General features: G+C 49.4%; 23 protein-coding genes and 1 pseudogene. 16 read left to right on the top strand and 8 right to left on the bottom strand.

Going from position 1 to position 23,685, the window contains the following annotated elements; genetic code table 11:
- Positions 1-57: 57 nt before the first annotated feature.
- Positions 58-984 (top strand): bifunctional enoyl-CoA hydratase/phosphate acetyltransferase, encoded by a 927-nt coding sequence (locus IE094_RS10215; RefSeq protein WP_189640613.1) that lies wholly within the window; start codon positions 58-60, stop codon positions 982-984.
- Here IE094_RS10215 and IE094_RS10210 read toward each other — a convergent pair.
- Positions 981-1,889: an EamA family transporter gene (locus IE094_RS10210; RefSeq protein ID WP_189640612.1), complete on the bottom strand. Its 909-nt coding sequence runs from the start codon at positions 1,887-1,889 to the stop codon at positions 981-983. The genes IE094_RS10215 and IE094_RS10210 overlap by 4 nt on opposite strands.
- 13 nt (positions 1,890-1,902) lie before the next feature.
- Positions 1,903-2,946, bottom strand: a complete 1,044-nt coding sequence (locus IE094_RS10205; protein WP_189640611.1) for an aldo/keto reductase — start codon at positions 2,944-2,946, stop codon at positions 1,903-1,905.
- 105 nt (positions 2,947-3,051) lie between these two features.
- On the opposite strand from IE094_RS10205, the gene IE094_RS10200 reads away from it, so the two are divergent.
- The 5 genes from IE094_RS10200 (at position 3,052) to IE094_RS10180 (ending at position 7,542) form a co-directional block, all read left to right on the top strand.
- The gene (locus tag IE094_RS10200; RefSeq protein ID WP_308429214.1) at positions 3,052-3,549 is read left to right on the top strand and encodes a GNAT family N-acetyltransferase; all 498 of its coding nucleotides are present in this window, start codon (positions 3,052-3,054) and stop codon (positions 3,547-3,549) included.
- Positions 3,550-3,566: 17 nt separating this feature from the next.
- Positions 3,567-4,253, top strand: a complete 687-nt coding sequence (locus IE094_RS10195; protein ID WP_189640609.1) for a molecular chaperone DjiA — start codon at positions 3,567-3,569, stop codon at positions 4,251-4,253.
- Positions 4,253-5,290, top strand: coding sequence for an endonuclease/exonuclease/phosphatase family protein (locus tag IE094_RS10190; protein ID WP_189640608.1), 1,038 nt, complete (start codon positions 4,253-4,255; stop codon positions 5,288-5,290). Before IE094_RS10195 ends, IE094_RS10190 begins: the two co-directional genes overlap by 1 nt.
- 39 nt (positions 5,291-5,329) lie before the next feature.
- Positions 5,330-5,641 (top strand): hypothetical protein, encoded by a 312-nt coding sequence (locus IE094_RS10185; protein WP_189640607.1) that lies wholly within the window; start codon positions 5,330-5,332, stop codon positions 5,639-5,641.
- Positions 5,642-5,721: 80 nt separating this feature from the next.
- Entirely contained in the window at positions 5,722-7,542 is a 1,821-nt protein-coding gene (locus tag IE094_RS10180; protein WP_229802272.1) for a M3 family oligoendopeptidase, read from the top strand.
- On the opposite strand, the gene IE094_RS10175 is transcribed toward IE094_RS10180, so the two are convergent.
- Complete coding sequence (locus IE094_RS10175) at positions 7,539-8,507, bottom strand: aminoglycoside phosphotransferase family protein (RefSeq protein WP_189640605.1); 969 nt, start codon at positions 8,505-8,507, stop codon at positions 7,539-7,541. The genes IE094_RS10180 and IE094_RS10175 overlap by 4 nt on opposite strands.
- Positions 8,508-8,617: 110 nt before the next feature.
- On the opposite strand from IE094_RS10175, the gene IE094_RS10170 reads away from it, so the two are divergent.
- The gene (locus tag IE094_RS10170; RefSeq protein WP_189640604.1) at positions 8,618-9,793 is read left to right on the top strand and encodes a dipeptidase; all 1,176 of its coding nucleotides are present in this window, start codon (positions 8,618-8,620) and stop codon (positions 9,791-9,793) included.
- Between the two features lie 25 nt (positions 9,794-9,818).
- Here the strand turns inward: IE094_RS10170 and rpoH are convergent, their stop codons facing one another.
- A complete protein-coding gene (gene rpoH / locus IE094_RS10165) occupies positions 9,819-10,724 on the bottom strand; it encodes an RNA polymerase sigma factor RpoH (protein WP_189640603.1) in 906 nt (301 codons plus the stop codon).
- 149 nt (positions 10,725-10,873) lie between these two features.
- Positions 10,874-11,920: an RluA family pseudouridine synthase gene (locus IE094_RS10160; protein WP_189640602.1), complete on the bottom strand. Its 1,047-nt coding sequence runs from the start codon at positions 11,918-11,920 to the stop codon at positions 10,874-10,876.
- Here IE094_RS10160 and IE094_RS10155 point away from each other — a divergent pair.
- Entirely contained in the window at positions 11,919-12,224 is a 306-nt protein-coding gene (locus tag IE094_RS10155; RefSeq protein ID WP_189640601.1) for a DUF6476 family protein, read from the top strand. The two genes, IE094_RS10160 and IE094_RS10155, sit on opposite strands and share 2 nt — an antisense overlap.
- A 1-nt stretch (position 12,225) precedes the next feature.
- On the opposite strand, the gene IE094_RS10150 is transcribed toward IE094_RS10155, so the two are convergent.
- Positions 12,226-12,585, bottom strand: a complete 360-nt coding sequence (locus IE094_RS10150) for an MmcQ/YjbR family DNA-binding protein (RefSeq protein WP_189640600.1) — start codon at positions 12,583-12,585, stop codon at positions 12,226-12,228.
- Positions 12,586-12,635: 50 nt separating this feature from the next.
- Between IE094_RS10150 and dnaG the strand changes: the two genes are divergently transcribed.
- From dnaG to IE094_RS10125, 5 genes and pseudogenes are all read left to right on the top strand, one after another.
- A complete protein-coding gene (gene dnaG / locus IE094_RS10145) occupies positions 12,636-14,600 on the top strand; it encodes a DNA primase (protein WP_189640599.1) in 1,965 nt (654 codons plus the stop codon).
- 93 nt (positions 14,601-14,693) lie between these two features.
- On the top strand, positions 14,694-16,664 hold the full coding sequence (gene rpoD, locus IE094_RS10140; RefSeq protein WP_189640598.1) for an RNA polymerase sigma factor RpoD: 1,971 nt from the start codon (positions 14,694-14,696) through the stop codon (positions 16,662-16,664).
- Positions 16,665-16,667: 3 nt separating this feature from the next.
- Positions 16,668-17,390 carry a hypothetical protein gene (locus tag IE094_RS10135; protein ID WP_189640597.1) on the top strand — a complete coding sequence of 241 codons (723 nt, stop codon included), beginning with the start codon at positions 16,668-16,670 and terminating at the stop codon, positions 17,388-17,390.
- Between the two features lie 78 nt (positions 17,391-17,468).
- Positions 17,469-17,831: a DUF1304 domain-containing protein gene (locus IE094_RS10130; RefSeq protein ID WP_189640596.1), complete on the top strand. Its 363-nt coding sequence runs from the start codon at positions 17,469-17,471 to the stop codon at positions 17,829-17,831.
- A gap of 1 nt (position 17,832) precedes the next feature.
- Positions 17,833-18,246: pseudogene (locus tag IE094_RS10125) on the top strand (secondary thiamine-phosphate synthase enzyme YjbQ).
- A gap of 64 nt (positions 18,247-18,310) precedes the next feature.
- Here IE094_RS10125 and yghX read toward each other — a convergent pair.
- The gene (gene yghX / locus IE094_RS10120; protein WP_189640595.1) at positions 18,311-19,198 is read right to left on the bottom strand and encodes a YghX family hydrolase; all 888 of its coding nucleotides are present in this window, start codon (positions 19,196-19,198) and stop codon (positions 18,311-18,313) included.
- A 156-nt stretch (positions 19,199-19,354) separates the two neighbouring features.
- On the opposite strand from yghX, the gene IE094_RS10115 reads away from it, so the two are divergent.
- The 3 genes from IE094_RS10115 to ribD all read left to right on the top strand — a co-directional run bounded on the left by IE094_RS10115 (position 19,355) and on the right by ribD (position 21,619).
- Positions 19,355-19,945 carry a thymidine kinase gene (locus IE094_RS10115; protein WP_189640594.1) on the top strand — a complete coding sequence of 197 codons (591 nt, stop codon included), beginning with the start codon at positions 19,355-19,357 and terminating at the stop codon, positions 19,943-19,945.
- A gap of 106 nt (positions 19,946-20,051) precedes the next feature.
- Positions 20,052-20,522: a transcriptional regulator NrdR gene (nrdR, locus tag IE094_RS10110; RefSeq protein WP_099592736.1), complete on the top strand. Its 471-nt coding sequence runs from the start codon at positions 20,052-20,054 to the stop codon at positions 20,520-20,522.
- Between the two features lie 2 nt (positions 20,523-20,524).
- On the top strand, positions 20,525-21,619 hold the full coding sequence (gene ribD, locus IE094_RS10105) for a bifunctional diaminohydroxyphosphoribosylaminopyrimidine deaminase/5-amino-6-(5-phosphoribosylamino)uracil reductase RibD (protein WP_229802231.1): 1,095 nt from the start codon (positions 20,525-20,527) through the stop codon (positions 21,617-21,619).
- Here the strand turns inward: ribD and IE094_RS10100 are convergent.
- The gene (locus tag IE094_RS10100; RefSeq protein WP_189640593.1) at positions 21,616-23,685 is read right to left on the bottom strand and encodes a capsule polysaccharide biogenesis protein; all 2,070 of its coding nucleotides are present in this window, start codon (positions 23,683-23,685) and stop codon (positions 21,616-21,618) included. The two genes, ribD and IE094_RS10100, sit on opposite strands and share 4 nt — an antisense overlap.

The raw sequence follows: 23,685 nt of genomic DNA, 5'->3' as shown, positions 1-23,685 counted from the left end.
TCATCTGTTGATCGCTTTGTTAGGATTCGCCAAACGCGTTTGGGAACGAAACAACTCATGAATACTGCTTTTTTGAACGACACCAAAATCACAGCACCAAAATCTTTGTTAGCACAGGCAAAAAATTGCCCTGCCCCACGCGTTGTCATTGCACAAGCAGGTGCAACATTGCCCATGCAAGCCGCAATGGAAGCAACACAAGCGGGATTAATGACACCGATTTTCACGGGTGACGCCAATGAAATTTCCGTACAGGCCATCGCATTGGGCTGGGACATTTCGCAGTTTGAAATTGTTGACACAGACGGCGAAGAAGACAGTGCAATCGCCGCCGCGCGATTGTGCGGCGAAGGCCGCGCCGATGTTTTAATGAAGGGCCATTTGCATACAGATGTGTTTATGAAGGCCGCATTGAACCGCGATGCGGGGCTGCGCACCGATGAACGTTTGGTCCATATTTTTCACATGACCCAAGGCGACAGTCGCCCATTGTTGATTTCCGATGCGGCGGTGAATGTAACACCTGATATCAAAACCCGCCAATCCGCCGTAATCCAATGTGCTAAGCTGATGCGAATGCTTGGTCAACAGCGCCCAAAAATTGCAATCCTATCCGCCACCGAAACACCCATACCATCGGTACCGTCGTCAATTGACGCCAAGGATTTATCGGATTGGGCAGCAAGCGAAGTACCAGATGCAGATGTTTCTGGCCCGCTGGCAATGGATTTGATCCTGTCGCGCGATGCGGCAAAGACCAAGGGTTTGGATGATCCTGTGGCGGGGAATGCCGATGCCATTATCGTACCTGATATTGTATCGGGTAACGCGTTGTTCAAGGCATTGGTTTACACGGCTGGTGCATGTGCCGCAGGCGTTGTGATGGGGGCCAAGGTCCCGATTTTATTGACCAGCCGCGCCGACCCAGCAGAGGCACGCCTTGCGTCCATCGCATTGGCCGCAATCATTGCCAACGCATCCTAACGCCACAAGACCAGCAATAAAATCGACAAAACCACCAATGCGATCCCGATCAATTCGCGTGTGCTGTTGCGTTCTTTGAACACGAAATATGACCCGATAAACGTGAACACCAGTTCAATTTGGCCAAGTGCCTTTACATATGCGGCATTTTGCAAGGTGAACGCCATAAACCAAAACCATGATCCAATCATGCCCGTTAATCCAACCAACGCGGTTACACGCCACGCGGCGAACACGCGCTGTAATTCGCCTTGTTCTTTCACCCATAAAAATATCGCCATAACCAACGTTTGAAACGCGGTAACACAGGCCAAGGTTATTGTCGCACGCAACAAAAAATCACCATGCCCAAGCGATAATGAGGCCCCCCGATATGCAATGCCTGAAAACCCAAACAATGCCCCCGATGTAATCCCCAGTGCCGCCGATTTATTCCAAAGGGGATGATACCATTTCTTAACGCTTTTCAAATCGGGCTTGTCCGACAAGATGATAACGCCAATCAGGCCGACAATAATCGCGAGAAAGCCGTTGGTTGAAATGCGATCACCCAAAACGACAAACCCGAAAATCGCCGCTAAAACGACCTCTGTCTTTTTAAATGTAATGCCAACAGCAAAATTACGTTGTGCAAATAACGCCACCACACACATGGTTGCAATTATTTGCGATAACCCGCCAAGGCTGGAAAAAATCCAGAACCGTGCGCCAAATGTGGGCAAGGTTTCCCCGCGCATGATCAACAAAGCCCCAGCCAATATCCCAGCCAACGGAAATGCAAAAACAAACCGAGCAAACGTTGCACCACCCGTTGACAATCCCGTTGCACGCAGATGTTTTTGCAACATAAACCGCAAATTTTGCGCAAAAGCTGCGCCAATCGTTATGGGTATCCACAATGCCATTAAATGCGTGCCATCAATATGGCATTGGATGCGCTTTGTGCGCGGTTGCAATGTCACGCATCACATCGTCGCTCAACACCAAACGCGCGGCGCCAAGGCTATTTTCAAGCTGTTCCAAATTCGTCGCGCCAAAAATAACAGACGTCATAAACGGACGTGTTAAACACCATGCCAATGCCATTTGCGTGGGATCAATTCCATGTTTTTGCGCCACATCCAGATAGGCATCAACAGCGCCCCAAACCCGATCAGATGTACGCCCACCCAGATTGCCAACCAGCGATCTACGTGATCCTGCGGGAACCGCCCCACCCTGATATTTGCCCGTCAACAATCCCGTGGCCAACGGCGAATACGCCAACAACCCAACATTTTCATTGTGACTTGTTTCCGCCAGATCAGTATCGAACAAACGACACAGCAAGCTATATTCGTTTTGGATGCTCACCATACGTGGCAATTCATGCAAACCGGCCTGTTGCACCCATTGCGTAGTTCCCCATGCGCTTTCGTTTGATAAACCAACCGCGCGAATTTTACCCGCCTTTACCAATTCATCCAGAACGCTCAGAACCTCGTTCATATGATCAATGGTTTGTGATTTATCTTGGGACGTCGGATCAAACGCCCAGTTTTGGCGAAACATATATGACCCACGGTTGGGCCAGTGAAGCTGATACAAATCAATGTATTCGGTTTGCAAAGATCGCAAAGAATTTTCAACTGCGGTCAAAATCGTTTTGCGTGAAATCGGGGCGCCGTCGCGTACATTTTTATATCCTGCCCCAGATACCTTGGTCGCGATCACAACTTCGGCACGTTTATCAGATTTGGCGAGCCATTCGCCGATAACCCGCTCAGAGTCGCCTTGGGTATCCTTGGTCAACGGGTTCACCGGATACATTTCCGCCGTGTCGATAAAATTCACCCCGTGATCCAAGGCCATATCAATTTGCGCATGTCCCTCTGCCGTGGTGTTTTGCGTGCCCCACGTCATTGACCCAAGGCAAAGTTGTGAAACCTTAATTCCAGTTTCACCTAATTCATTGTATTTCATAACCATTCCTTTGTTTGCGCGGATAACAACGTCTTCTCTGAACGATGTCAATTCATTGAGACGCGAAAACGCGCTTGCACTTCGACTATTTGTGCTCAAACTAAAATGATGACCATACGATTTGCAAAAACTTCTGATGCGCAGGCCATCGCGGATATTTGGAACCATTATATCCGCGAAACCATTGCGACATTTAATGCGGCGGAAAAATCAACCGCTGACGTCAAATCCATGCTGATACAAAAAGCCGATGAAAATCACCCTGTGTTTTGTGCACAATGTGATGGCCGCGTAATTGGATTTGCAACCTATGGCGCGTTTCGGGCGGGTGTTGGCTATGCCCATAGTAAGGAACACACCGTGATGCTCGCCCCCGATGCGTCCAAATTGGGATATGGTGGCGCGCTGATGCGATCCTTGGAAAACCATTGCCGTGAAAATGGCGTGCATTGTTTGATGGCGGGTGTCAGCGCAGAAAACACTGTAGGTATCCGATTTCATGAAAAAATTGGATTTTCCGCTGTCGCCACGTTGCCCGAAGTGGGCTATAAATTTTCCAGATGGCATGATTTGGTATTAATGCAGAAAATTTTGTCAAAATGAATAATGAGGGATTTTAGATGTCAATTTGGCTTCGCATATCGGACGCAATCGGCGCGTTAAGCAAGGGCGAAAGCCTGTCCACCGTATTGGAAAAATTACGTACACAGCCAGAGCGATCCATCGCGTTCACCATTGCAGTGATTGGATTAGGTGCGAAAATGGCCAAGGCCGACGGATTGGTTACCAAAGACGAGGTCACCGCATTTCGCCAAGTTTTCCATATCGCCAAACGCGACGAAGCACAGGCCGCCAAAGTATTCAATCTAGCACGCACAGATGTCGCGGGATACGAAGTTTACGCCAGCACCATTTACAAAATGTTCCGTAATGACAGTGCTGTGCTGGAAAACTTGGTCGAAGGTTTGTTCCATATCGCAATGGCCGATGGCCAATACCACCCCGCCGAGGATGATTTTGTACACACAGTTGCACGCAAATTTGGCATTGATGAGCGTAGCTTTCGTGGTTTGCGCACCCGTTTTGTGCCCGATGCAGAACCCGATGCATATGATGTTTTGGGCGTGGATGTTGGCACCCCAATTGACGAAGTGCGCGCAAAATGGCGCAAGATCATTCGTGAAACCCATCCCGATCAATTGATGGCACAAGGGTTGCCCGAAGAGGCAATCAGCATGGCAACAAAACGCATGATCGCCGCAAACAGAGCATGGGAAGAAATCTACGAAGCGCATGAGCCAGCATAATGCGATTGGCCACATATAACGTCGAATGGTTTGCAAATCTGTTCGACCACCAGAATAATTTGGTGAATGACGACAGTTGGTCAGGCCGATATGATGTGACAAAACGTCAACAAATCAAAGCATTGGGTCGCGTATTTCGCACAATAAATGCCGATGCTATTATGATCATTGAAGCTCCAAATTCAGGCAACAACCAATCCACGAAAGCGGCGTTAGAAAATTTTGCCGCGCATTTCAACTTGCGCCAGAACCAAGCCTTGGTCGGTTTTGAAAATGACACACAACAAGAAATCGCGCTGTTGTATGATCCCAAAGTGATGACAGTGCAACATGATCCAATCGGGTTTGCCAGCACCGAGTTGGGTGCGCGCAATGCACCGCGTTTTGACAGCGTGTTCAAGGTTGATCTTGATACCGATGGAAAACCCGATTTGGTCACATTTTCAAAACCCCCACTAGAGGTCGCGATGCAAACATCCACAGGTGAAACGTTTCGCTTGATCGGGGTTCACGCCAAATCAAAGGCACCACATGGCGCAAAAAACGAACAAGAGGAAATTTCGATTTCCATCGCCAATCGTCGCAAACAATTGGCGCAGTGCATTTGGATAAGACAGCGTGTTGACACCCATTTGGCCAACGGTGAAAACGTGATTGTGATGGGCGATTTTAATGATGGCCCTGGGCTCGATGTTTACGAAGAATTGTTTGGCCAATCGGGTGTTGAAATCGTATTGGGCAATAATACGGACAAGACAATGAACCTGTTTGACCCCAATGCCGCAACCGCATTTGCTGCGCGAATTGGTGCGATGCCGACCACATCGCGGTTTTATAATCACCGCACCAAAACATATCTGAATGCCCTGCTCGATTATATCATGGTATCCAATGACATTTCCCAATCCTTGTCCCCACACTGGAAAATTTGGCACCCGTTTGATCATCCAAAATGTTTTGACAAACCAAAACTGCGCAAAGCGTTGTTGCTTGCGTCCGATCACTTCCCTGTGACGATTGATTTTGCAACGTCGTAGGGGCTGGAAATTCAACTCCGTTTCACCCATATTTACCTTATGAAAACAAGATTTGCGATATTATGCGCGCTTGCGCTTCAATCTACACCCACCGCTGCACAAGAAAAGCCTGCGGATCGGTTGATGGAATTGCTTGAACTTTTTTCCCAAGAAGCCCCTGCAATTCTGGAAGATATGATCGAAGAATTCGCACCCAGTCTGGAAGCATTGCGCGATCAAATCGGAGATTTGAATTATTATGAAACGCCAGAAGTTTTACCAAATGGCGATATCATCATTCGGCGCAAACCAGATGCCCCCGAACCCAAGCTGATCAAACCCGAACCACCCAAAGAGCAAATCGAATTATAATCGCTTTGGCCTTTGACCATCCCTTCCGTTCAATTTAGGTTTCGCTGACCCAACAATAGGATTCTGCTATGTTTCACCCAATGCCTCGCCCCGAAATGACATTTGATGCACGTGATGCGCAAAATGCAGATGGATTTGGCGATTTGCCAGAATGGGATTTGTCAGATCTGTATCCCGATACGGATGGCGAAAAAATCACCCAAGATATGGCTTGGCTGGAGACTGAATGTGCCGCATTTGCCAATGATTACGAGGGTAAATTGGCCTCATTGGATGCCGCTGGCATGTTGAAATGTATTCAACGCTATGAACAAATTCAGGCGATTAGCGGGCGTATTATGTCTTTTGCGGGATTACGTTATTATCAAAATACCACCGATACGGAACGTGCAAAGTTCATGTCCGATATGCAGGGAAAAATCACGGATTTTTCAACACCACTGGTTTTCTTTTCATTGGAATTGAATCGCATTGATGACGATGCGCTTAACGCATTGTTGGCGGCAAATGATGATCTGGCACGTTACACCCCAATCATCGAAAAAACCCGTGCGATGAAACCTTATCAGTTATCTGATGAAATGGAAAAATTCCTGCACGACCAATCTGTTGTGGGCGCAACCGCGTGGAACCGTTTATTTGATGAAACCATGGCAAGCCTGACATTCATTGTGGGCAATGATGAATTAAATCTGGAAGCGACGCTAAATTTACTGTCCGATCCAGATCGTGAAAACCGCGAGGCGGCAACCCATGCATTATCCGCCGTGTTCGCCGATAACATTAATCTATTTGCACGCATCACCAACACACTCGCCAAAGAAAAAGAGATCGAAGATCGCTGGCGCGGTTTACCAACACCACAAGCAGGTCGTCATTTGGCCAACCATGTGGAACCCGAGGTTGTACAAGCATTGCGCGACGCTGTTGTCGCGGCATATCCTAAACTGTCCCATCGTTATTACGCGCTTAAGGCGAAATGGCTTGGTCTTGAAACCATGCAAACATGGGATCGCAACGCCCCCTTACCGCGCGAAGACAACACTGTCGTGCAATGGGATGACGCCAAGAAAATGGTGATGGACGCATATGGTGCGTTTTCACCAAAGATGGCGGAAATAGCCGAACCGTTTTTCAACAAAGGTTGGATTGACGCGGGTGTAAAACCTGGCAAAGCACCGGGAGCATTTGCGCATCCAACGGTCACTGATGTGCATCCCTATGTGATGTTGAACTATCTGGGCAAACAGCGCGATGTGATGACCTTGGCGCATGAATTGGGGCACGGCGTGCATCAGGTTCTGGCCGCAGGCCAAGGTGAATTGTTATCTTCGACCCCGCTGACTTTGGCCGAAACCGCCAGCGTATTTGGCGAAATGCTAACCTTTCGCAAATTGCTGGATAACGCCCCCGATCAGGCGGCGCGAAAAATTCTGTTGGCGGGCAAGGTCGAGGATATGATCAACACCGTGGTACGCCAAATTGCGTTTTACGATTTTGAATGTAAATTACACGCAGCCCGTGCCGATGGCGAATTAACACCTGATCAAATCAATGATATTTGGATGTCCGTACAAGGCGAAAGCCTTGGCCCCGTGTTTGAATTTGGCGACGGTTACGAAACATTTTGGGCCTATATCCCCCATTTCATCCATTCACCATTTTACGTCTATGCCTATGCATTTGGTGATGGATTGGTAAATGCGCTTTATGCTGTTTACGAAGAAGGTGGCGCAGATTTCCAAGACAAGTATTTCGAAATGCTGTCGGCAGGTGGTTCAAAACACCACAAAGAATTGCTGGCACCCTTTGGGCTTGATGCATCCGATCCAAAATTCTGGGACAAGGGTTTATCACTGATTTCCAGCATGATCGATGAATTGGAAGCGATGGAAGATTAATCGCCAAAGGCGTGTTTCACACGTGCTTCCATCAGCGCAAATGATTTGCGTTTTTTGGTGCTGGTGTAATCTTGGTCACTATACCCCACCCATGTGCGCAACATATTTGCGCGCATGGAAAACGCCATCACCTCGGTCACTTCCCCCGCAGGGGCATAGGCGTTAAAAAATGCGTCTTGATGCGACTGCACCAGCCCAAGATCGGACAACGCACCGCCAAGAGTTGGAACCTTGCAATCTGCTGCAATCATCAAACCTGTTACATCGATCACATTCATCATATGCCCAGCACCTGCAAAATCGATTCCCCAAACGGCGTTAGAATCCAACATCACATTGCGCGCGTGTAGATCACCATGGGATGACACCTTGATCACGTCGCGCCCGCGTACGTGTTTCATTTGTTTGCGTAATTCGTTCACATAAGCGCCCGCATTACGGTTCTTCCACAGATCCATATCTTTGACTTCATCCCAACGCGCACTCAGCCGTGACATATAGAACTTTGGCCAGAAGGGGCGTGTTTCAACATGCGTTGACAAATGCAAGGCGGCGGTAAATTCGCCCAGCTTGGTGAACAACTTATCGCGTTCGGCGTTGTTTTTTGCGCTGTTCAATAGATCAAAAAACGTTTTACCTGCGATGTATTCGCAAACAAAATAGCGTGGCTCGTCGCAATACGCGATGGGTTTGGGAACACGATAATCCCCCTTGTTACCCAAGTCTTTGTAAACGTTTTCAAGATTGGAAAATTCTTCACCCAGACCATGTTTTTCGCGTGCGATAAAACACAGCTTTAGCACCAATTTACGCGCGGAACTTTTCATTAAAAACACATGATGGTCATGCACTTCGTTGGTTTTACCGTTCAAGCGTTTCAGCGTAAATTTTTCCTCGCAAAAATGAGTCTGCTGAAAATCTGCAACACAAAGTTCGGCGCGTTTATGGGCTTTGCTCAATGACATAGTCAGACATTAGCGAATGGGAAAGTTTGGACAAGGCGAAACAACGCCACGTCAGGGCTATTCAGGCGCAAAACTTTCTGTTTGCATGGCAACAATCTGGAGGAGTTATCATGCGTTTCATCAAATTTATTGCGATCACCTTGCCCGTGTTGGCCATCTTGGGAATTGCCGCCTTTCTGATTTTTGCACCTGCAATCGTTGAAAAGCAGCAAAACACGATGTTAACCCATGAACCCTATCCTGTTTCCAGTGATGCGACCGCTTTGCATCAAACACTGACCATCGGGGATTGGCACGCTGACAGCTTGCTGTGGAAACGCAATCTGTTGAAACGTGCGGATCGCGGGCATGTAGATATTCCGCGTCTACAAGAGGGAAACGTCGCCATTCAGATGTTCACCGCCGTCACCAAAAGCCCGAAAAATCAAAATTACGAAAAAAATTCAGCCGATGCAGGTGATAATATCACTCTGCTCGCCATGGGACAGATGTGGCCTCTGCGCACATGGAATAGTCTGTTTGAACGCGCAGTTTATCAGGCAGGTAAGCTTCACAAATTTGCAGAAAAATCGCCAAACGATTTGCATATCATCCGCAATCAACGTGATTTGGAATTTGTGTTGGCCGAACGCGCAGCTGGTAGAAATATTATCGGCGGATTGCTGGGGATCGAAGGATCGCACCCGTTGGAGGGTGACATCGACAATCTGGATCGCCTGATTGACGCGGGGTATCGCATGTTTGGTTTGCAACATTTCTTTGACAACGCATTGGGCGGATCGCTGCACGGTGTTGGCAACCAAGGGCTAACCGATCTTGGCCGTGCTGTTGTGCGCCGCCTAAACGACGAAAAACTGATCCTTGATCTTGCGCACTCCAGCCCCAAAGTAGCCAAAGATGTGTTGGACATCGTCAACACCCCCATCGTGGTTAGCCACACCGGCATTTATAATCATTGCCCAGCGAAGCGAAACTATCCCAACTATTTGATGAAAGAAATCGCAGCAAAGGGGGGCGTGATTGCCATTGGGTATTGGGCAGATGTCACCTGTGATGCCACGCCCAAGGGTGTTGCTGCCACAATCAACGCCGCGATCAAATTGCTTGGCGAAGATCACGTTTCATTGGGTTCGGATTATGATGGTTCTGTTCGGGTTGGGTATGATACATCTGAATTGGCCGCGCTAACCCATGAACTGATCGCACTTGGTTTGAGCGCGGAACAAATTCGCAAAGTCATGGGTGAAAATATGATCCGCGTTTTGCGTGATCGCCTGCCAGAATAACTGGCAGGCAAGAAACCTTTCGGGTTTACTTTCCGCGCGGGCGTGGCGCCATTAAACCCTGTTCAACCGCGAGTTTGCGCATTTCATGTTGTAACTTTTGAAATGCGCGCACTTCGATTTGGCGAATGCGCTCACGACTAACGCTATATTGTTCGGACAACACTTCCAATGTTGTTGCACGGTCTTGTAATCGGCGCTGCATCAGGATGTCTTTTTCGCGATCATTCAACACGCTCATAGCATCGGCCATCAATTCGCGGCGTGTTTGCAATTCGTCGTGCTTTTCATAATCGCCCGCTTGGTCAGCGGTTTCATCCTCTAACCAATCTTGCCATTCGGCGGCACCCTCTTCGCTGTCGCCGATTTGCGCGTTCAGGCTCGCATCCCCACCCGACATACGGCGGTTCATTGCGATCACTTCATCCTCGGTCACGTTTAATTCGGTTGCAATGCGTTTCACATTTTCAGGGCGCATATCGCCGTCTTCGAGCGCGCCAATTTTATTCTTGGCCTTACGCAGGTTAAAAAACAGCTTTTTCTGTGCCGATGTCGTGCCGATTTTTACCAATGACCAACTACGCAGGATATATTCCTGAATGCTGGCACGTATCCACCACATGGCATAGGTCGCCAAACGGAAACCCTTTTCCGGATCAAACCGTTTCACCGCCTGCATCAGGCCAACATTTGCCTCTGAAATCACCTCTGCTGTGGGCAAGCCATAACCACGATAACCCATCGCAATTTTCGCAGCCAAACGCAGATGCGACGTCACCAATTGGTGCGCGGCGTCTGTATCTTCGTTTTCAACCCATGACTTCGCCAGCATATATTCCTGTTCCTGTTCCAACATCGGAAAGGTACGGATTTCTTGCATATAGCGGTTCAACCCTTGTTCGGGTGATGGTGCTGGTAAATTTTGGTAGCTCATATTTGCCCCCCAGGCTTGCATAGTTAGGTCTGCATCGTTGACCTATGTACGCGACTCGTTAATTTCAAGTATCTGTATGCGATACGCAGCGTTATTTCATGTAAATTCCACTATATCACAGTAAATATCTTTGACATTATTATAACAAATTAGCTCAGCAAAATTTCGCGTATTCGCTGCATGTCCGCTGGCATTTTCGCCTCAAACTGCATGAATTCTTGGGTCTCCGGGTGAATAAACCCTAAACTTTTGGCATGCAAACACTGACGTGGGAAACTGTCTATAAAGACAGCATCATCAGGCAAATAACCGCTTGTTGCCAGTTTGCGCCGCCGCCCATAAATCGGATCACCGACCAAGCCATGGCCAATATGGCTCATGTGCACGCGAATCTGATGGGTGCGCCCTGTTTCCAAACGACATTCCACCAGCGATGCATTCGGGCGGTCTGGATCACCAAACCGTTCAACAACCACAACACGGGTGATGGCATGACGCCCGCTATGGGCCGTGACTGCCATGCGTTTACGATCGGTTTTATGGCGCGCGATATTGGTGGCAATACGCACCACGCCGCCGTCTTCGAAACCAACACCAGAAATTCCCGCCAAACGCGGGTCTGATTTACTGGGCACGCCTATGGCGATCGCTTGATAACGTCGATCAATCGAATGATCCGCAAATTGCGCGGCCAATCCATTCAGGGCTGCATCGGTTTTTGCCACAACCAAAATGCCCGATGTGCCCTTGTCGATACGATGCACGATACCAGGGCGTTTTTCGCCGCCCACACCTTGTAAATTGTCACCACAATGGTGAAGCAATGCGTTAACCAACGTCCCGTTTGGCGATCCGGGTGCGGGGTGCACAACCATATCGGCGGCCTTGTTCACGACGATCAAATGGTCGTCCTCATAAACAATATCCAGTGGAATATTTTCGGGTGCTGCTGCCTCGTAATTTTCGGGCGCTGGCATTTGAACGTGAAATACCTGAAACGCGCTTGCCTTGAATTTCAGCGCATCAATCACGCGGCCATCACCATCACGAACCGCACCTACTTCGATCAGCTTACCCAAACGCGAGCGCGATAACACAACACCCTCTGGCACAACCTCGGCCAAGGCTTTATCAAGACGCGGTGGCGGTGTTTCTGTTACCGTCAAAACAAGAATATCATCAGAAAGGTCAACCATGCGCGAAACGTCCCAAGAAGAAATGCCAGAACCAGCCAACCTGCGCTTTCTACGTCGCTTGATTACAATCCTGCTGATCACAATGATCGTTGGCTTTGTAGCGTTGATTTTTCTGTTTGTCATGCGCTTCTCGCAAGAACCTGCGACAATCGCGTTACCGAATGAAATCACCCTGCCCGATGGAACGAACGCTGCGGCATTTACCCAAGGGGATGACTGGTATGCGATTGTCACGGATGATGACCAAATATTGATCTACAATCGTGCCGATGGTGCGTTGCGCCACACGCTGAATGTGAAATGACCTAGGTCACGACAATACCCAGTTCAGCGCGTTTCGCCCGTGTCAATTTTCGTACGATTATGTCATAGGCCGCATCAATATGTGCGCGAACTTCATCATCCGACAATGCGTCGGGCGCGGCCAATTGCACCCATTTTGCGCGCGCCAAATATGGTGCGGGAATTATGTCGGGCATATCGGTTAACACCTGATACGCCAAATCGGAACATTTGAAACTGATATTGCCCGCGCCCTGCCCCCAATTGGAACAAATCGCAAAAATCTTGCCACCGATTTTCCAAACCGATGCATTTCCCCATTGGATCACATTTTCGCTGGCATGAAGCCCTGCGCAATATTCATCAAAAGTTTTTCTGTCCATACCATCGCTATACACTTGCATCAGACGTTCACAAAACAGATATTCACAACATGAGTTTACCACCCGGTTTTGTCGAAGAATTGCGCAATCGTTTATCGTTGTCCGATGTTGTCGGGCGCAAGGTGATGTGGGAATCGAAAAAAACCAATGCCGCCAAGGGTGATTATTGGGCACCCTGCCCATTTCACACCGAAAAAACCGCCAGTTTTCACGTCGATGATCGCAAGGGTTTTTATTATTGCTTTGGCTGCCACCAAAAAGGTGACGCGATCACATTTGTGCGCGAAACCGAAAATGTTGGCTTTATGGAGGCGATTGAAATTTTGGCGGGCGAAGCAGGCATGCCCATGCCCGCGCGTGATCCCAAGGCACAGGAAAAATATGACCGTAACAAAGTTTTGGCAGGCGTTATGGAACAGGCGGTGCAATATTTTCGTCTGCAATTAAATACGGGCGCTGGTGCTGCTGCGCGTGATTACATCAATGGGCGTGGTTTAAGCGGTGAAATCCAAGCGCGATTTGAAATGGGATACGCCCCAAATGATCGCGGCGCATTGACCAAACATCTGTTGGATAAGGGGGCCAAGATTGATGAAATCGTGGAATGTGGCATGGCGATCAAACCCGAAGATGGCGGCCATCCGTATGATCGTTTTCGCGGGCGCATCATGTTCCCCATTCGCAATGCCCAAGGTGCATGTACTGCATTCGGCGGGCGGGCGATGGACCCAAACGCACGGGCTAAATACCTCAATTCCAACGAAACCCCGCTATTTGATAAGGGCAAATCATTATACAACCACGCCCCCGCACGAGAGGCCGCGGGCAAGGCTGATTGCCTGATTGTTGCCGAGGGTTACATGGATGTGATCGCATTGGCGCAATTTGGATTTAACCACGCGGTTGCCCCCCTTGGCACTGCGATCACCGCGGATCAGCTCGCGTTGATGTGGCGCATCCATCCCGAACCGATCATTGCCCTTGATGGTGACAAGGCGGGAATGGGCGCGGCACTACGATTAATTGATCTCGCACTGCCATTGCTTGAGGCTGGAAAATCGTTGCGTTTCTGTGTGTTGCCAGAGGGGCTTGATCCCGATGATTTGTTAAAATCATCAGGCGCGGATGCGATGCAAAATCTGCTAAACGATGCAAAACCGATGGTCGATCTGTTGTGGCAGCGCGAAATCGAGGGCAAAGTTTTCGACAGCCCAGAGCGGCGTGCCGCCTTGGATTTAAGCCTGCGCAATGCAATCAAAACCATTCAGGATCGATCAATCCGCAATCACTATGGTGCCGCGATCAAAGATTTGCGCGCAACATTATTCGCCCCAAAAAATGCGGGAACCAATCGCCCGTGGCAACCCAATTGGAAACCAGGAACGGCGCGAAAACCAATCAATGCACCCGCCCTTGCAGGCACCAAATCGTCGCTATTGGCATCCCCCACCGATCAGGGCATGGCGCGATTGCGTGAATCTGTGATCCTTGCCGCGGCAATCCGCAATCCGTTGGCGGCGCAAAAATTTGAAACGGCACTGGAACGTTGTCCAATTTCCACACCCGATTTGCACGAAATTCAAAACGCCCTCTTGGCAAAGCTACATATCGAACTATCTAATTCAGATGCCTCTGATACGCTTATTTCAGCGATGTCAGAACAGCTTGGCTATAACCCCATTGAACGGCTGTTCACGCTAAAACCTGTGCGCGAACATCCCTATTTAAAGGCGAATACAGATTTAGAATTCAGCGAACGCACTCTTAAAGAAGAATTAGATAAACATGCGGCATTAATCGGCTCTGCCCACGAAATAAAAGAAGCAGAGCAAGATTTGCAAGGTCTCGCCGATGAGGGCATCACATGGCGCATCCAACAATCCACCCAAGCACGCGAAAAAGCCATCCGCGCAGAGGACGATGACCAAGGTTCAAGCAATGAAAACACGCAAGAATTGAAAAATCAGCTTCAAAAAATGCTCGATGACGAGATTTGGGTAAAGAAAAAACGCTAATAGCATTGCGAATCAGTCACCTGTCGTGTTGATTCGCCTATAATTAACTGATTCGCATGATTCGCGAACACCGCACCGCTTAAGGAGCATCACATGGCCGCAAAAGACACCAACGAGCAAAACAAAGGCGACGCAAAAGAAGGCATGGGCGATATGTCCCAAGCCGCCGTCAAAAAGATGATCGCCGTTGCGCGCGAGCGTGGCTATATCACATACGACGAATTGAACGAAGTTTTGCCCCCCGATCAGGTATCCTCCGAACAAATCGAAGACGTGATGTCGATGCTGTCCGAAATGGGCATTAATATTATCGAAGATGACGAAGTCGACGAAGATGACGGCCCCAAGGACGTGACCATCGTTGATGATGGCAAAAAAGATATCGCATTGGCCGAAACTGGCAAGGCAACGCTTGATCGCACAGATGACCCCGTGCGCATGTATCTGCGCGAAATGGGTAGCGTTGAATTGTTGTCTCGCGAAGGCGAAATCGCGATTGCGAAACGCATCGAAGCGGGTCGAAAAACCATGATCGAAGGCCTGTGCGAAAGCCCCCTCACATTCCAAGCGATCACCATTTGGCGTGACGAGCTGTTGGAAGAGGAAATCTTGCTGCGCGATGTGATTGATCTGGAAACCACATTTGGCGACACGCTCGAAGAGGGCGAAGAAGAAGAGGTCACAGCGACCCCAGCCGCAAACAGCGACGATTCCGAAAAAGCACAGGAATTGGACGCCGACGGCAACCCGATCAGCACCGATGATGACGATGACGAAGAGGACGAACAAGCAAATCTGTCCCTCGCCGCGATGGAAGCAGCGCTAAAACCAGAAGTGTTGATCACGCTGGAAAAAATCGCGAAAAACTACGCAAAACTGTCCGATATGCAGGACGTGCGGATTTCGGCAACATTGAACGAAAGCGAAAAGTTTTCCGACAAATCCGAGCAATCCTATCAAAAACTGCGCAAAACGCTTGTGGAACAGGTAAATTCGCTTCACCTGCATAACAACCGCATCGAAGCCTTGATTGATCAGCTTTACGGCATCAACCGCAAAATCATGTCTGTGGACAGTGGCATGGTGAAACTGGCCGACCAAAGCCGCATCAACCGTCGTGAATTCATCGACGCCTATCGCGGCGAAGAGCTGGATCCAAATTGGCTTGATAAAATCGCCGAAAAAGACGGGCGCGGCTGGCAGCTCTTCATTGAAAAGCATCGTGACAAGGCCGAAGAGCTTCGCGCTGAAATGGCACAAGTTGGCCAATATGTGGGCGTGGATATTCCCGAATACCGCCGCATCGTGAACCAAGTGCAAAAGGGTGAAAAAGAAGCCCGCATCGCCAAAAAAGAAATGGTCGAGGCAAACTTGCGTCTGGTGATTTCGATTGCGAAAAAATACACCAACCGTGGTCTGCAATTCCTTGATTTGATCCAAGAAGGTAACATCGGTCTGATGAAAGCGGTGGATAAATTCGAATACCGTCGCGGTTACAAATTTTCAACCTATGCCACATGGTGGATACGCCAGGCGATCACGCGTTCCATCGCCGATCAGGCCCGCACGATCCGTATTCCGGTGCATATGATCGAAACGATCAACAAATTGGTGCGCACAGGGCGCCAAATGTTGCACGAAATTGGTCGCGAACCCACGCCCGAGGAATTGGCAGCCAAGCTGCAAATGCCACTGGAAAAGGTTCGCAAAGTGATGAAAATCGCCAAGGAACCAATTTCGCTGGAAACACCCATTGGTGACGAAGAAGATTCACAACTGGGCGATTTCATCGAGGATAAAAACGCGATCCTACCACTGGATAGCGCAATCCAAGGCAACCTCAAGGAAACCACCACACGCGTGCTGGCGTCCCTGACCCCACGCGAAGAACGCGTGCTGCGCATGCGCTTTGGCATTGGCATGAACACGGATCATACGCTCGAAGAAGTCGGTCAACAGTTCAGCGTAACCCGCGAACGTATCCGCCAGATTGAGGCGAAAGCACTGCGGAAACTGAAACATCCGTCGCGATCACGCAAGTTGCGGAGTTTCTTGGATCAGTAAAAAATGCAAGATCGGTATGTAGGTGACATCGGTGATTACGCAAAATATTCGCTAATCAATGCCCTAAGTACCGATCGAAATCTTGGTATTGCTTGGTATTATTATCCCAACGAAGGGCATAATAACGACGGAAAGCATATCACTTATTTGGCTGGTGCCGATAAATGGGAAAATAAAGATCCAACTGTTTTCAAAAAATTAAAGTTATTAATTGATCGAGGTCAACGAAACCTTCATTCTATCGAACAGCTACAAATTTTGAATGCACGCGCCTATGCGCGAGAAATTTTATCAAACAACAGCGGAAACTATTGCGAGCGATCCGAATGGCGAAAGGGATGGTTTGATCGAGTGCAAAACACCCTTCAGGATTGTAGTATTGTTTTTGCCGATCCAGATAACGGACTTTGCCTTACGAGTACCTACAAATCGGGAAATCGAAAAATGTGGAAACGAATTCCTGTTTCCGAAGTGAACGCATTATCACGGGGACGCCCAGCGATAATTTATCACCACAATACACGCTTCAAAGGTGGCCATGAGAATGAAATTAAATATTGGATTAAACAGCTAAATTCCAAACTAGCTATTCGTGTTCGATATGGAAGTTCAAGAACGTTCTTTCTAATAAATGCCGATACACGCCTTGTAGACCGCGCAAAACATTGGGCGCTTAATTTTGACGCATCGCTATCAAAAATTCAAATTTTTGAGCCTGAAAACTGACTCCGTATGACCAAGCGCTCCGTTTTATTTTACAAACCTTCCCCACATGCTAGGTTCCTCAAAAAGGAACCGCACCCCATGTCCATGCTCGCCATCATCCTCGTTACTTTGATCGCTCTTCTCCACCTTTATATCGCGTGGTTTGAAATCTTTGCGTGGGAAACACGTGGGCCCAAAGTTTTTGCGAGCTTCCCCAAGGATTTGTTCACACCAACAAAATCAATGGCAGCAAACCAAGGGATTTATAATGCGTTTCTGGCGGCTGGATTGCTCTGGGCGCTGTTCATCAACGATCCCGTTTGGGCGCGTAATGTGGCAACGTGTTTTTTGATCTTTGTCGCGGTGGCTGGGATCTTTGGTGCCGCAACCGCATCCAAAAAAATCCTCTATGTCCAAACGGTTCCTGCCACAATCGCCCTGCTGGCCGTGTGGTTCACATAAGATGCAGGATACATTCACAATCCACACCAACGGCCAAGGGTTGTATGAATTCACCCGCGACGTGAAATCGTAGATTTCAGGGGCATGTGGTAACGGCTTGCTAACCTTATTCGTGCGACACACGTCTTGCTCATTGTTGATCCAAGAAAATGCCGACCCAGAGGTTCAAATCGATCTGCGCAATTATTTCGCGCGTCTTGTCCCCCCCACCAGTGATCCATCAATGTCATACCTCACCCACACCTACGAAGGTGTTGATGATATGCCCGCCCATATCAAATCGGCGATGATGCCCGTGTCATTAAACATTCCCGTTTCAAACGGGCGCATGGCGCTGGGAACGTGGCAGGGGATTTATCTGTTTGAACATCGCGACGCGCCACATGCACGCCGCGTTGTTGCACATTTCGCCTGACAATCTGTCCGACGGGTGTCTGACACATGTCGCACGGTTGTCCGACACGTGTCCTACGCTGGTTTTACGCCAAATGTTCGTTGAAAAATGCGATCGTGCGATCCCATGCCAATTTTGCCATGGCTTCGTCATAACGCGGCGTTGAATCGTTGTGGAAACCGTGATTCACGCCCTCGTAAATATGCGCGGTATAGGTTTTGCCATGTTCCTTTAACGCCGCTTCATACGCCGGCCAGCCCGCATTCACGCGCTCATCAAGACCGGCATATTGCAACAACAATGGTGCTTGGATTTTTGGCACATCCTCGGCGGATGCTTGGCGGCCATAAAACGGCACAGATGCCCCCATTTCAGGGTAAGCAACCGCCAGCGCATTACACACGCCACCGCCGTAACAAAAACCAACCGCGCCAACCTTGCCGGTGCTGTCTGCATGGTTCAACAAATGTTCAAACCCTGCGAAAAAATCGTTCATTAACTTGGCGTTATCCACCGTGGCCTGTAATTCCTTGCCCTTAACATCATTGCCAGGATAGCCACCAACAGATGACAATCCATCAGGTGCGAATGCCAAAAATCCAGCCTTGGCAGCGCGGCGTGCAACATCTTTGATATAGGGGTTCAAACCACGGTTTTCATGGATCACCAACACCGCTGGTAACTTGCCCGTCGCATTGGCGGGGCGCACCATGTAACCTTCGATATCGCCGTTCCCGTTTGGCGAATTATAGATCTCGTAACTGGCCAAAATATCAGGGTCATTAAACGAGACCTGTTCGGCCATCGCATAATCAGGCGACAACATATTGAGCAAGGCAACAGCAGTCATCCCACCCACGGCAAACTTGCCAGCCTTGTCCAAAAACTCGCGTTTCGACATCATGCCATGGGCATAATAGTCATATAAATCAAGCAGTTCCTGATCGAAATCCTTTGCGGTCATTCTGTTCATTTTGGTCTCTCCTTGTTGGGGGTGTTTCATTTATACGGATCATAAACTGATTTCCGTCGCACGTGCGTTCAAAATTTCTTGAATATTTCTGCGTCCAAGCCTTGCCCGAATCCAAGTGATCCGCCACAAGGGTTGAACAGCGATCTGGGGGCGTTCATGGCAAAGTTATATTTCAATTATTCCACCATGAATGCGGGTAAATCGACGGCGTTGTTGCAAGCATCCTATAACTATCGCGAACGGGGCATGGATACGTTTTTGCTCACGGCTGCATTTGATGATCGCGCTGGTGCGGGCAAAATTGCTTCGCGCATCGGCATTTCCCAAGATGCCACACGTTACACCAAAGAGACCGATCTGTTTGGCACCATTCAATCCGCCTTGGCCGGCGATGAATTTGCCTGTGTTTTCATTGACGAAGCCCAATTTTTAACTCCAGATCAGGTCTGGCAATTGGCACGCGTAGTGGATGATCTGAACGTGCCCGTGATGTGTTATGGATTGCGCGTGGATTTTCTGGGTCATGCGTTCCCAGGTTCCGCCGCATTGCTTGCCATGGCCGATGAAATGCGAGAGGTCAAAACCATCTGTTGGTGCGGGAAAAAGGCGACAATGGTTGTACGCAAAGATGCCAATGGGAAAGTGCAAAAATCAGGTGATCAGATCCTGATTGGCGGCAACGATACCTATGTTTCGCTGTGTCGAAAACACTGGCGTGCGGCCATCGGTGATGACACGGCGAACTAGTCGTTCATACATTATTTAGTGTTGCGCAATAGACTCTACCCAAGCAGTGCCAAATAATTTATAGTTATCCACAATAAAAAGAAGAAAACATCGAGGAACAGGCCAAATGAGATGTCCGTTTTGTGGAAATACCGACACCCAAGTCAAAGATAGCCGCCCTGCGGAAGATCACGTCGCCATTCGTCGGCGCCGTTTCTGCCCCGCATGTAGCGGGCGTTTTACGACATACGAACGCGTGCAATTGCGCGATTTGGTTGTAGTGAAAAAGAACGGCAAACGCGAAGATTTCGATCGTGATAAATTGGATCGCTCGATCCGAATTTCCATGCAAAAACGCCCAATCGAACCTGAACGCGTTGATCAAATGATCAGCGGCATCGTGCGCCGCCTTGAAAGCCTTGGCGATAGCGATGTTGATAGCGATAAAATCGGCGAAATCGTAATGGACGCTTTGGCGCGGATTGATACGGTCGCTTACGTCCGCTTTGCCTCAGTTTACAAAAACTTTCAGGCGGCGGATGATTTCGAGGATTTTGTTCACGAATTGCGCCCACCCGCCCCCAAAGAAGACAAATAACCATGCCGTCGCGTTCCATTGATGAACGCTGGATGCGCCTTGCACTCGCATTGGGTGCGCGCGGATTGGGCCGTGTCTGGCCCAACCCATCCGTGGGCTGTGTTATTGTCAAAGACGGGATTGTTTTGGGGCGCGGATGGACCCAACCCACGGGCCGCCCTCATGGCGAGGTTGTCGCGCTTGCACAGGCAGGTGTCGCCGCACGCGGTGCGACGGCCTATGTCACGTTGGAACCCTGTGCGCATCATGGCAAAACACCACCCTGTTCACAGGCGTTGATTAATGCGGGCATCAAACGTGTGGTTTGCGCCACCCAAGACCCCGATGAACGGGTCAGCGGCAAAGGGTTTCAAATGCTGCGCGACGCAGGGATCACTGTTGATATCGGATGCCTGAAAGATCAAGCGAATGCCGCGCATATCGGATTTTTTATGCGCATCACAAATGGTCGCCCGATGGTGACATTGAAACTCGCTAATAGCATTGATGGGCGCATTGCAACCCGCACAGGCGAGAGCCGATGGATCAGCAACGCACAGTCGCGTGCCTATGTTCATATGTTGCGCGCCACCCATGATGGGGTGATGGTTGGACGCGGCACATCGCTAGCGGACAACCCCGATTTGCGCGTTCGCACCGTGGGTTTGGGTGATCGCAATCCAGTGCGCATTGTGTTGGATAGCAATCTAAAAACCCCAACTGATAGCCGATTGTCGCAAACAGCGAATGATACCCCAGTATGGCTTTGCCATGGGAAAAATGCGGATACTGCCGCTTGGGCGGATAATGCAGCATCTTTGATAAAATGCAATTATGCACCCCAAGGCTTGGATTTATACGATGTTTTAAAACAGCTTGGCCAACGTGGATTAACCCGGATTTTTTGTGAGGGCGGCGGCACACTCGCCGCTGCATTGTTGCGCGCTAATCTGGTGGATCAACTGATCACATTTCAGGCGGGTGTTGCAATTGGTGGCGATGGCACAGCCTCGCTTGCATCAATGGGTGTTGAAAAGCTATCCGACGCGCCCCGTTTCGCATTGCAATCCATGCAAAATTTCGATGGCGATGTCATGGCAACTTGGTCGCGATCCTAGCGCCATAAATGCGCATAGCTTGCGAACACACCTTGAAGTTTTGACAATGTGCGAACACCCGCGCCCGATTTGCCAAACTGTTTTTTTTCAAACCGCTCAACCACGATTTCAATCGGACAAGGTGCGCCCGTCACGGGATCCCAATACATTGGATAATCGATCAAGCTGGCATGAACCAACTGATCCAAACTTGGGCGTGCGACGCGCCGTGCTGGTGCGCTTATGTGATCGTCCGTCAAACCCCATCCCGCATAAAATGGTGTGCCAAAACAGGTCACTTTTTTCCCATGTAACAACGCCTCGAACCCAGTGAGCGACGTGATGGTCGCCACACGATCTACCTGTCCCAACAGGCTGGAAATATCGACATCCGTTGCTATTTTGTTAACCAAACCGTTCAAAATCTCGCGTTCCACAACCCCGTTGCGCAAACCTGCCGCAACATCGGGATGGGGTTTGTAAATCAGGTAATCATTTGGATACATCTGGCGCGTGGCCCAAACCAAATCTTTGTTGGTGCGAATGTCACCCGCCCCGGTTAATATGGATGCGTCATCTTCGACCTGTCCAGGGATTAGAATCACCTTTTGGCGTCCCGTTGGATTAATATCCAAACGCGCGCCTTGCAGATTGTATTTTGACAGCCCCAGTTTCACATATGCTTGGCGAATTTTGCGGGCGCGTTCGCATTGCTGCGCGTTCAATTTTGCGCTGTGATTAATATGATATTCCAACCTGCTTTCGCGTTTGGGATCATAATAAATCCCCAGATCATCAAACACCAATGACGCAGGGCGCACCAATGCCGCCCCCAATCCGCCAGAGCGTAGAAAACCATCCTCAACACGGATCAATGGCACGTTTTGGCGCGCCGCCTCACCCGCCATAGTGGCAGGTTCTTTGCCAGCCCAAACATGCAATTGCGCCTGATTTTCACGCGCCAGATTGACCGCAATAATTGGATCGGATGTGAAGCGTATTTCGCTGTTTGCAGCGCTCAAATAGCGACGCAAAAACCCGCGTTTCCACATACGCATGCCATATGCCACAACGGGTTTTCGTGCCACGATCCACGCACGACGCCGCGCGATCATCACCTGTGCAGTTTTGAAAAAATCCGATGCACGATCAAAATAGGGATCGTACCAACGTGTATAGCGTAGATATGCCGCCCAAAATAATTGTTCCGCGCTGCGTTTTTCATGTTGGGTTTGGTCAGGATTACGATCATCGCTCAGCCCCCAACCCGCATAAAACGGCCGTCCAAATACAATTGGTTTTTTGCCTGCGAAAATGGCTTCAACACCCATTTGCGAGGTCACGCAATAAATCGCACTGGCCCGATCGAACAGGTGCCACGGCGAACAAGCATCGTCGAACAAAATCGAATTGGCATCAATATCGGATTTTTGAAAATGCCCTTTGCGTTTGCCCGCGTTGGTTTCAGGGTGAGTTTTGATCAGAATAGTTTTATCTGGATGTTCTGTGCGCGCCATCAACAGCATGGATGCAAAGGTATTTGCATCACCCCCACCCAGCGTGATGGATGCATCGCCACGGGTTTGATCAATCACCAAAACGAATTCGTCGGGCAGCACGGGAGGCGATAAATCGTTCGCATTATATTTGGTTAAATGCGTTTCACGCAGTGACTGAATACCCGTCTTGGCACGTTCCAATTCCAAGGGGCGCATGGTATCGGCAGATAAAATCAAATCGTGCAGGTCGCTTGCTTTATCGGTTGCAAAATACACACCCGATTTATCAATAATAACGCTTAAGCCCGCCTCGCCTTGGCGTCCCGTGCGAATGGATCGCACGAAGCCGTCTTCGACTGTGACCATGGGAACACTGCGCCATTGTGCCATGCGTTGACCACGGCGATATGTGTTTTTACGCCCCCAGACACCAACACTATCGCGATGTTTACGTGGGATACCGATGCGCACTGACCAACCGCTGGCACGTAAAATTCGCCGGATACGCGGGCGAAAGATCAGACCCAGACTGTAAACAAAAAGACGCGGCCGCGTTGTTCCTAGCCCCGTCTTTGGTTTTGTTTTCAT

It is taken from the genome of Paramylibacter ulvae (assembly GCF_014652655.1).
Classification (GTDB): Bacteria; Pseudomonadota; Alphaproteobacteria; order Rhodobacterales; family Rhodobacteraceae; genus Amylibacter; species Amylibacter ulvae.
This window is presented reverse-complemented; position numbering and strand designations above follow the sequence as displayed.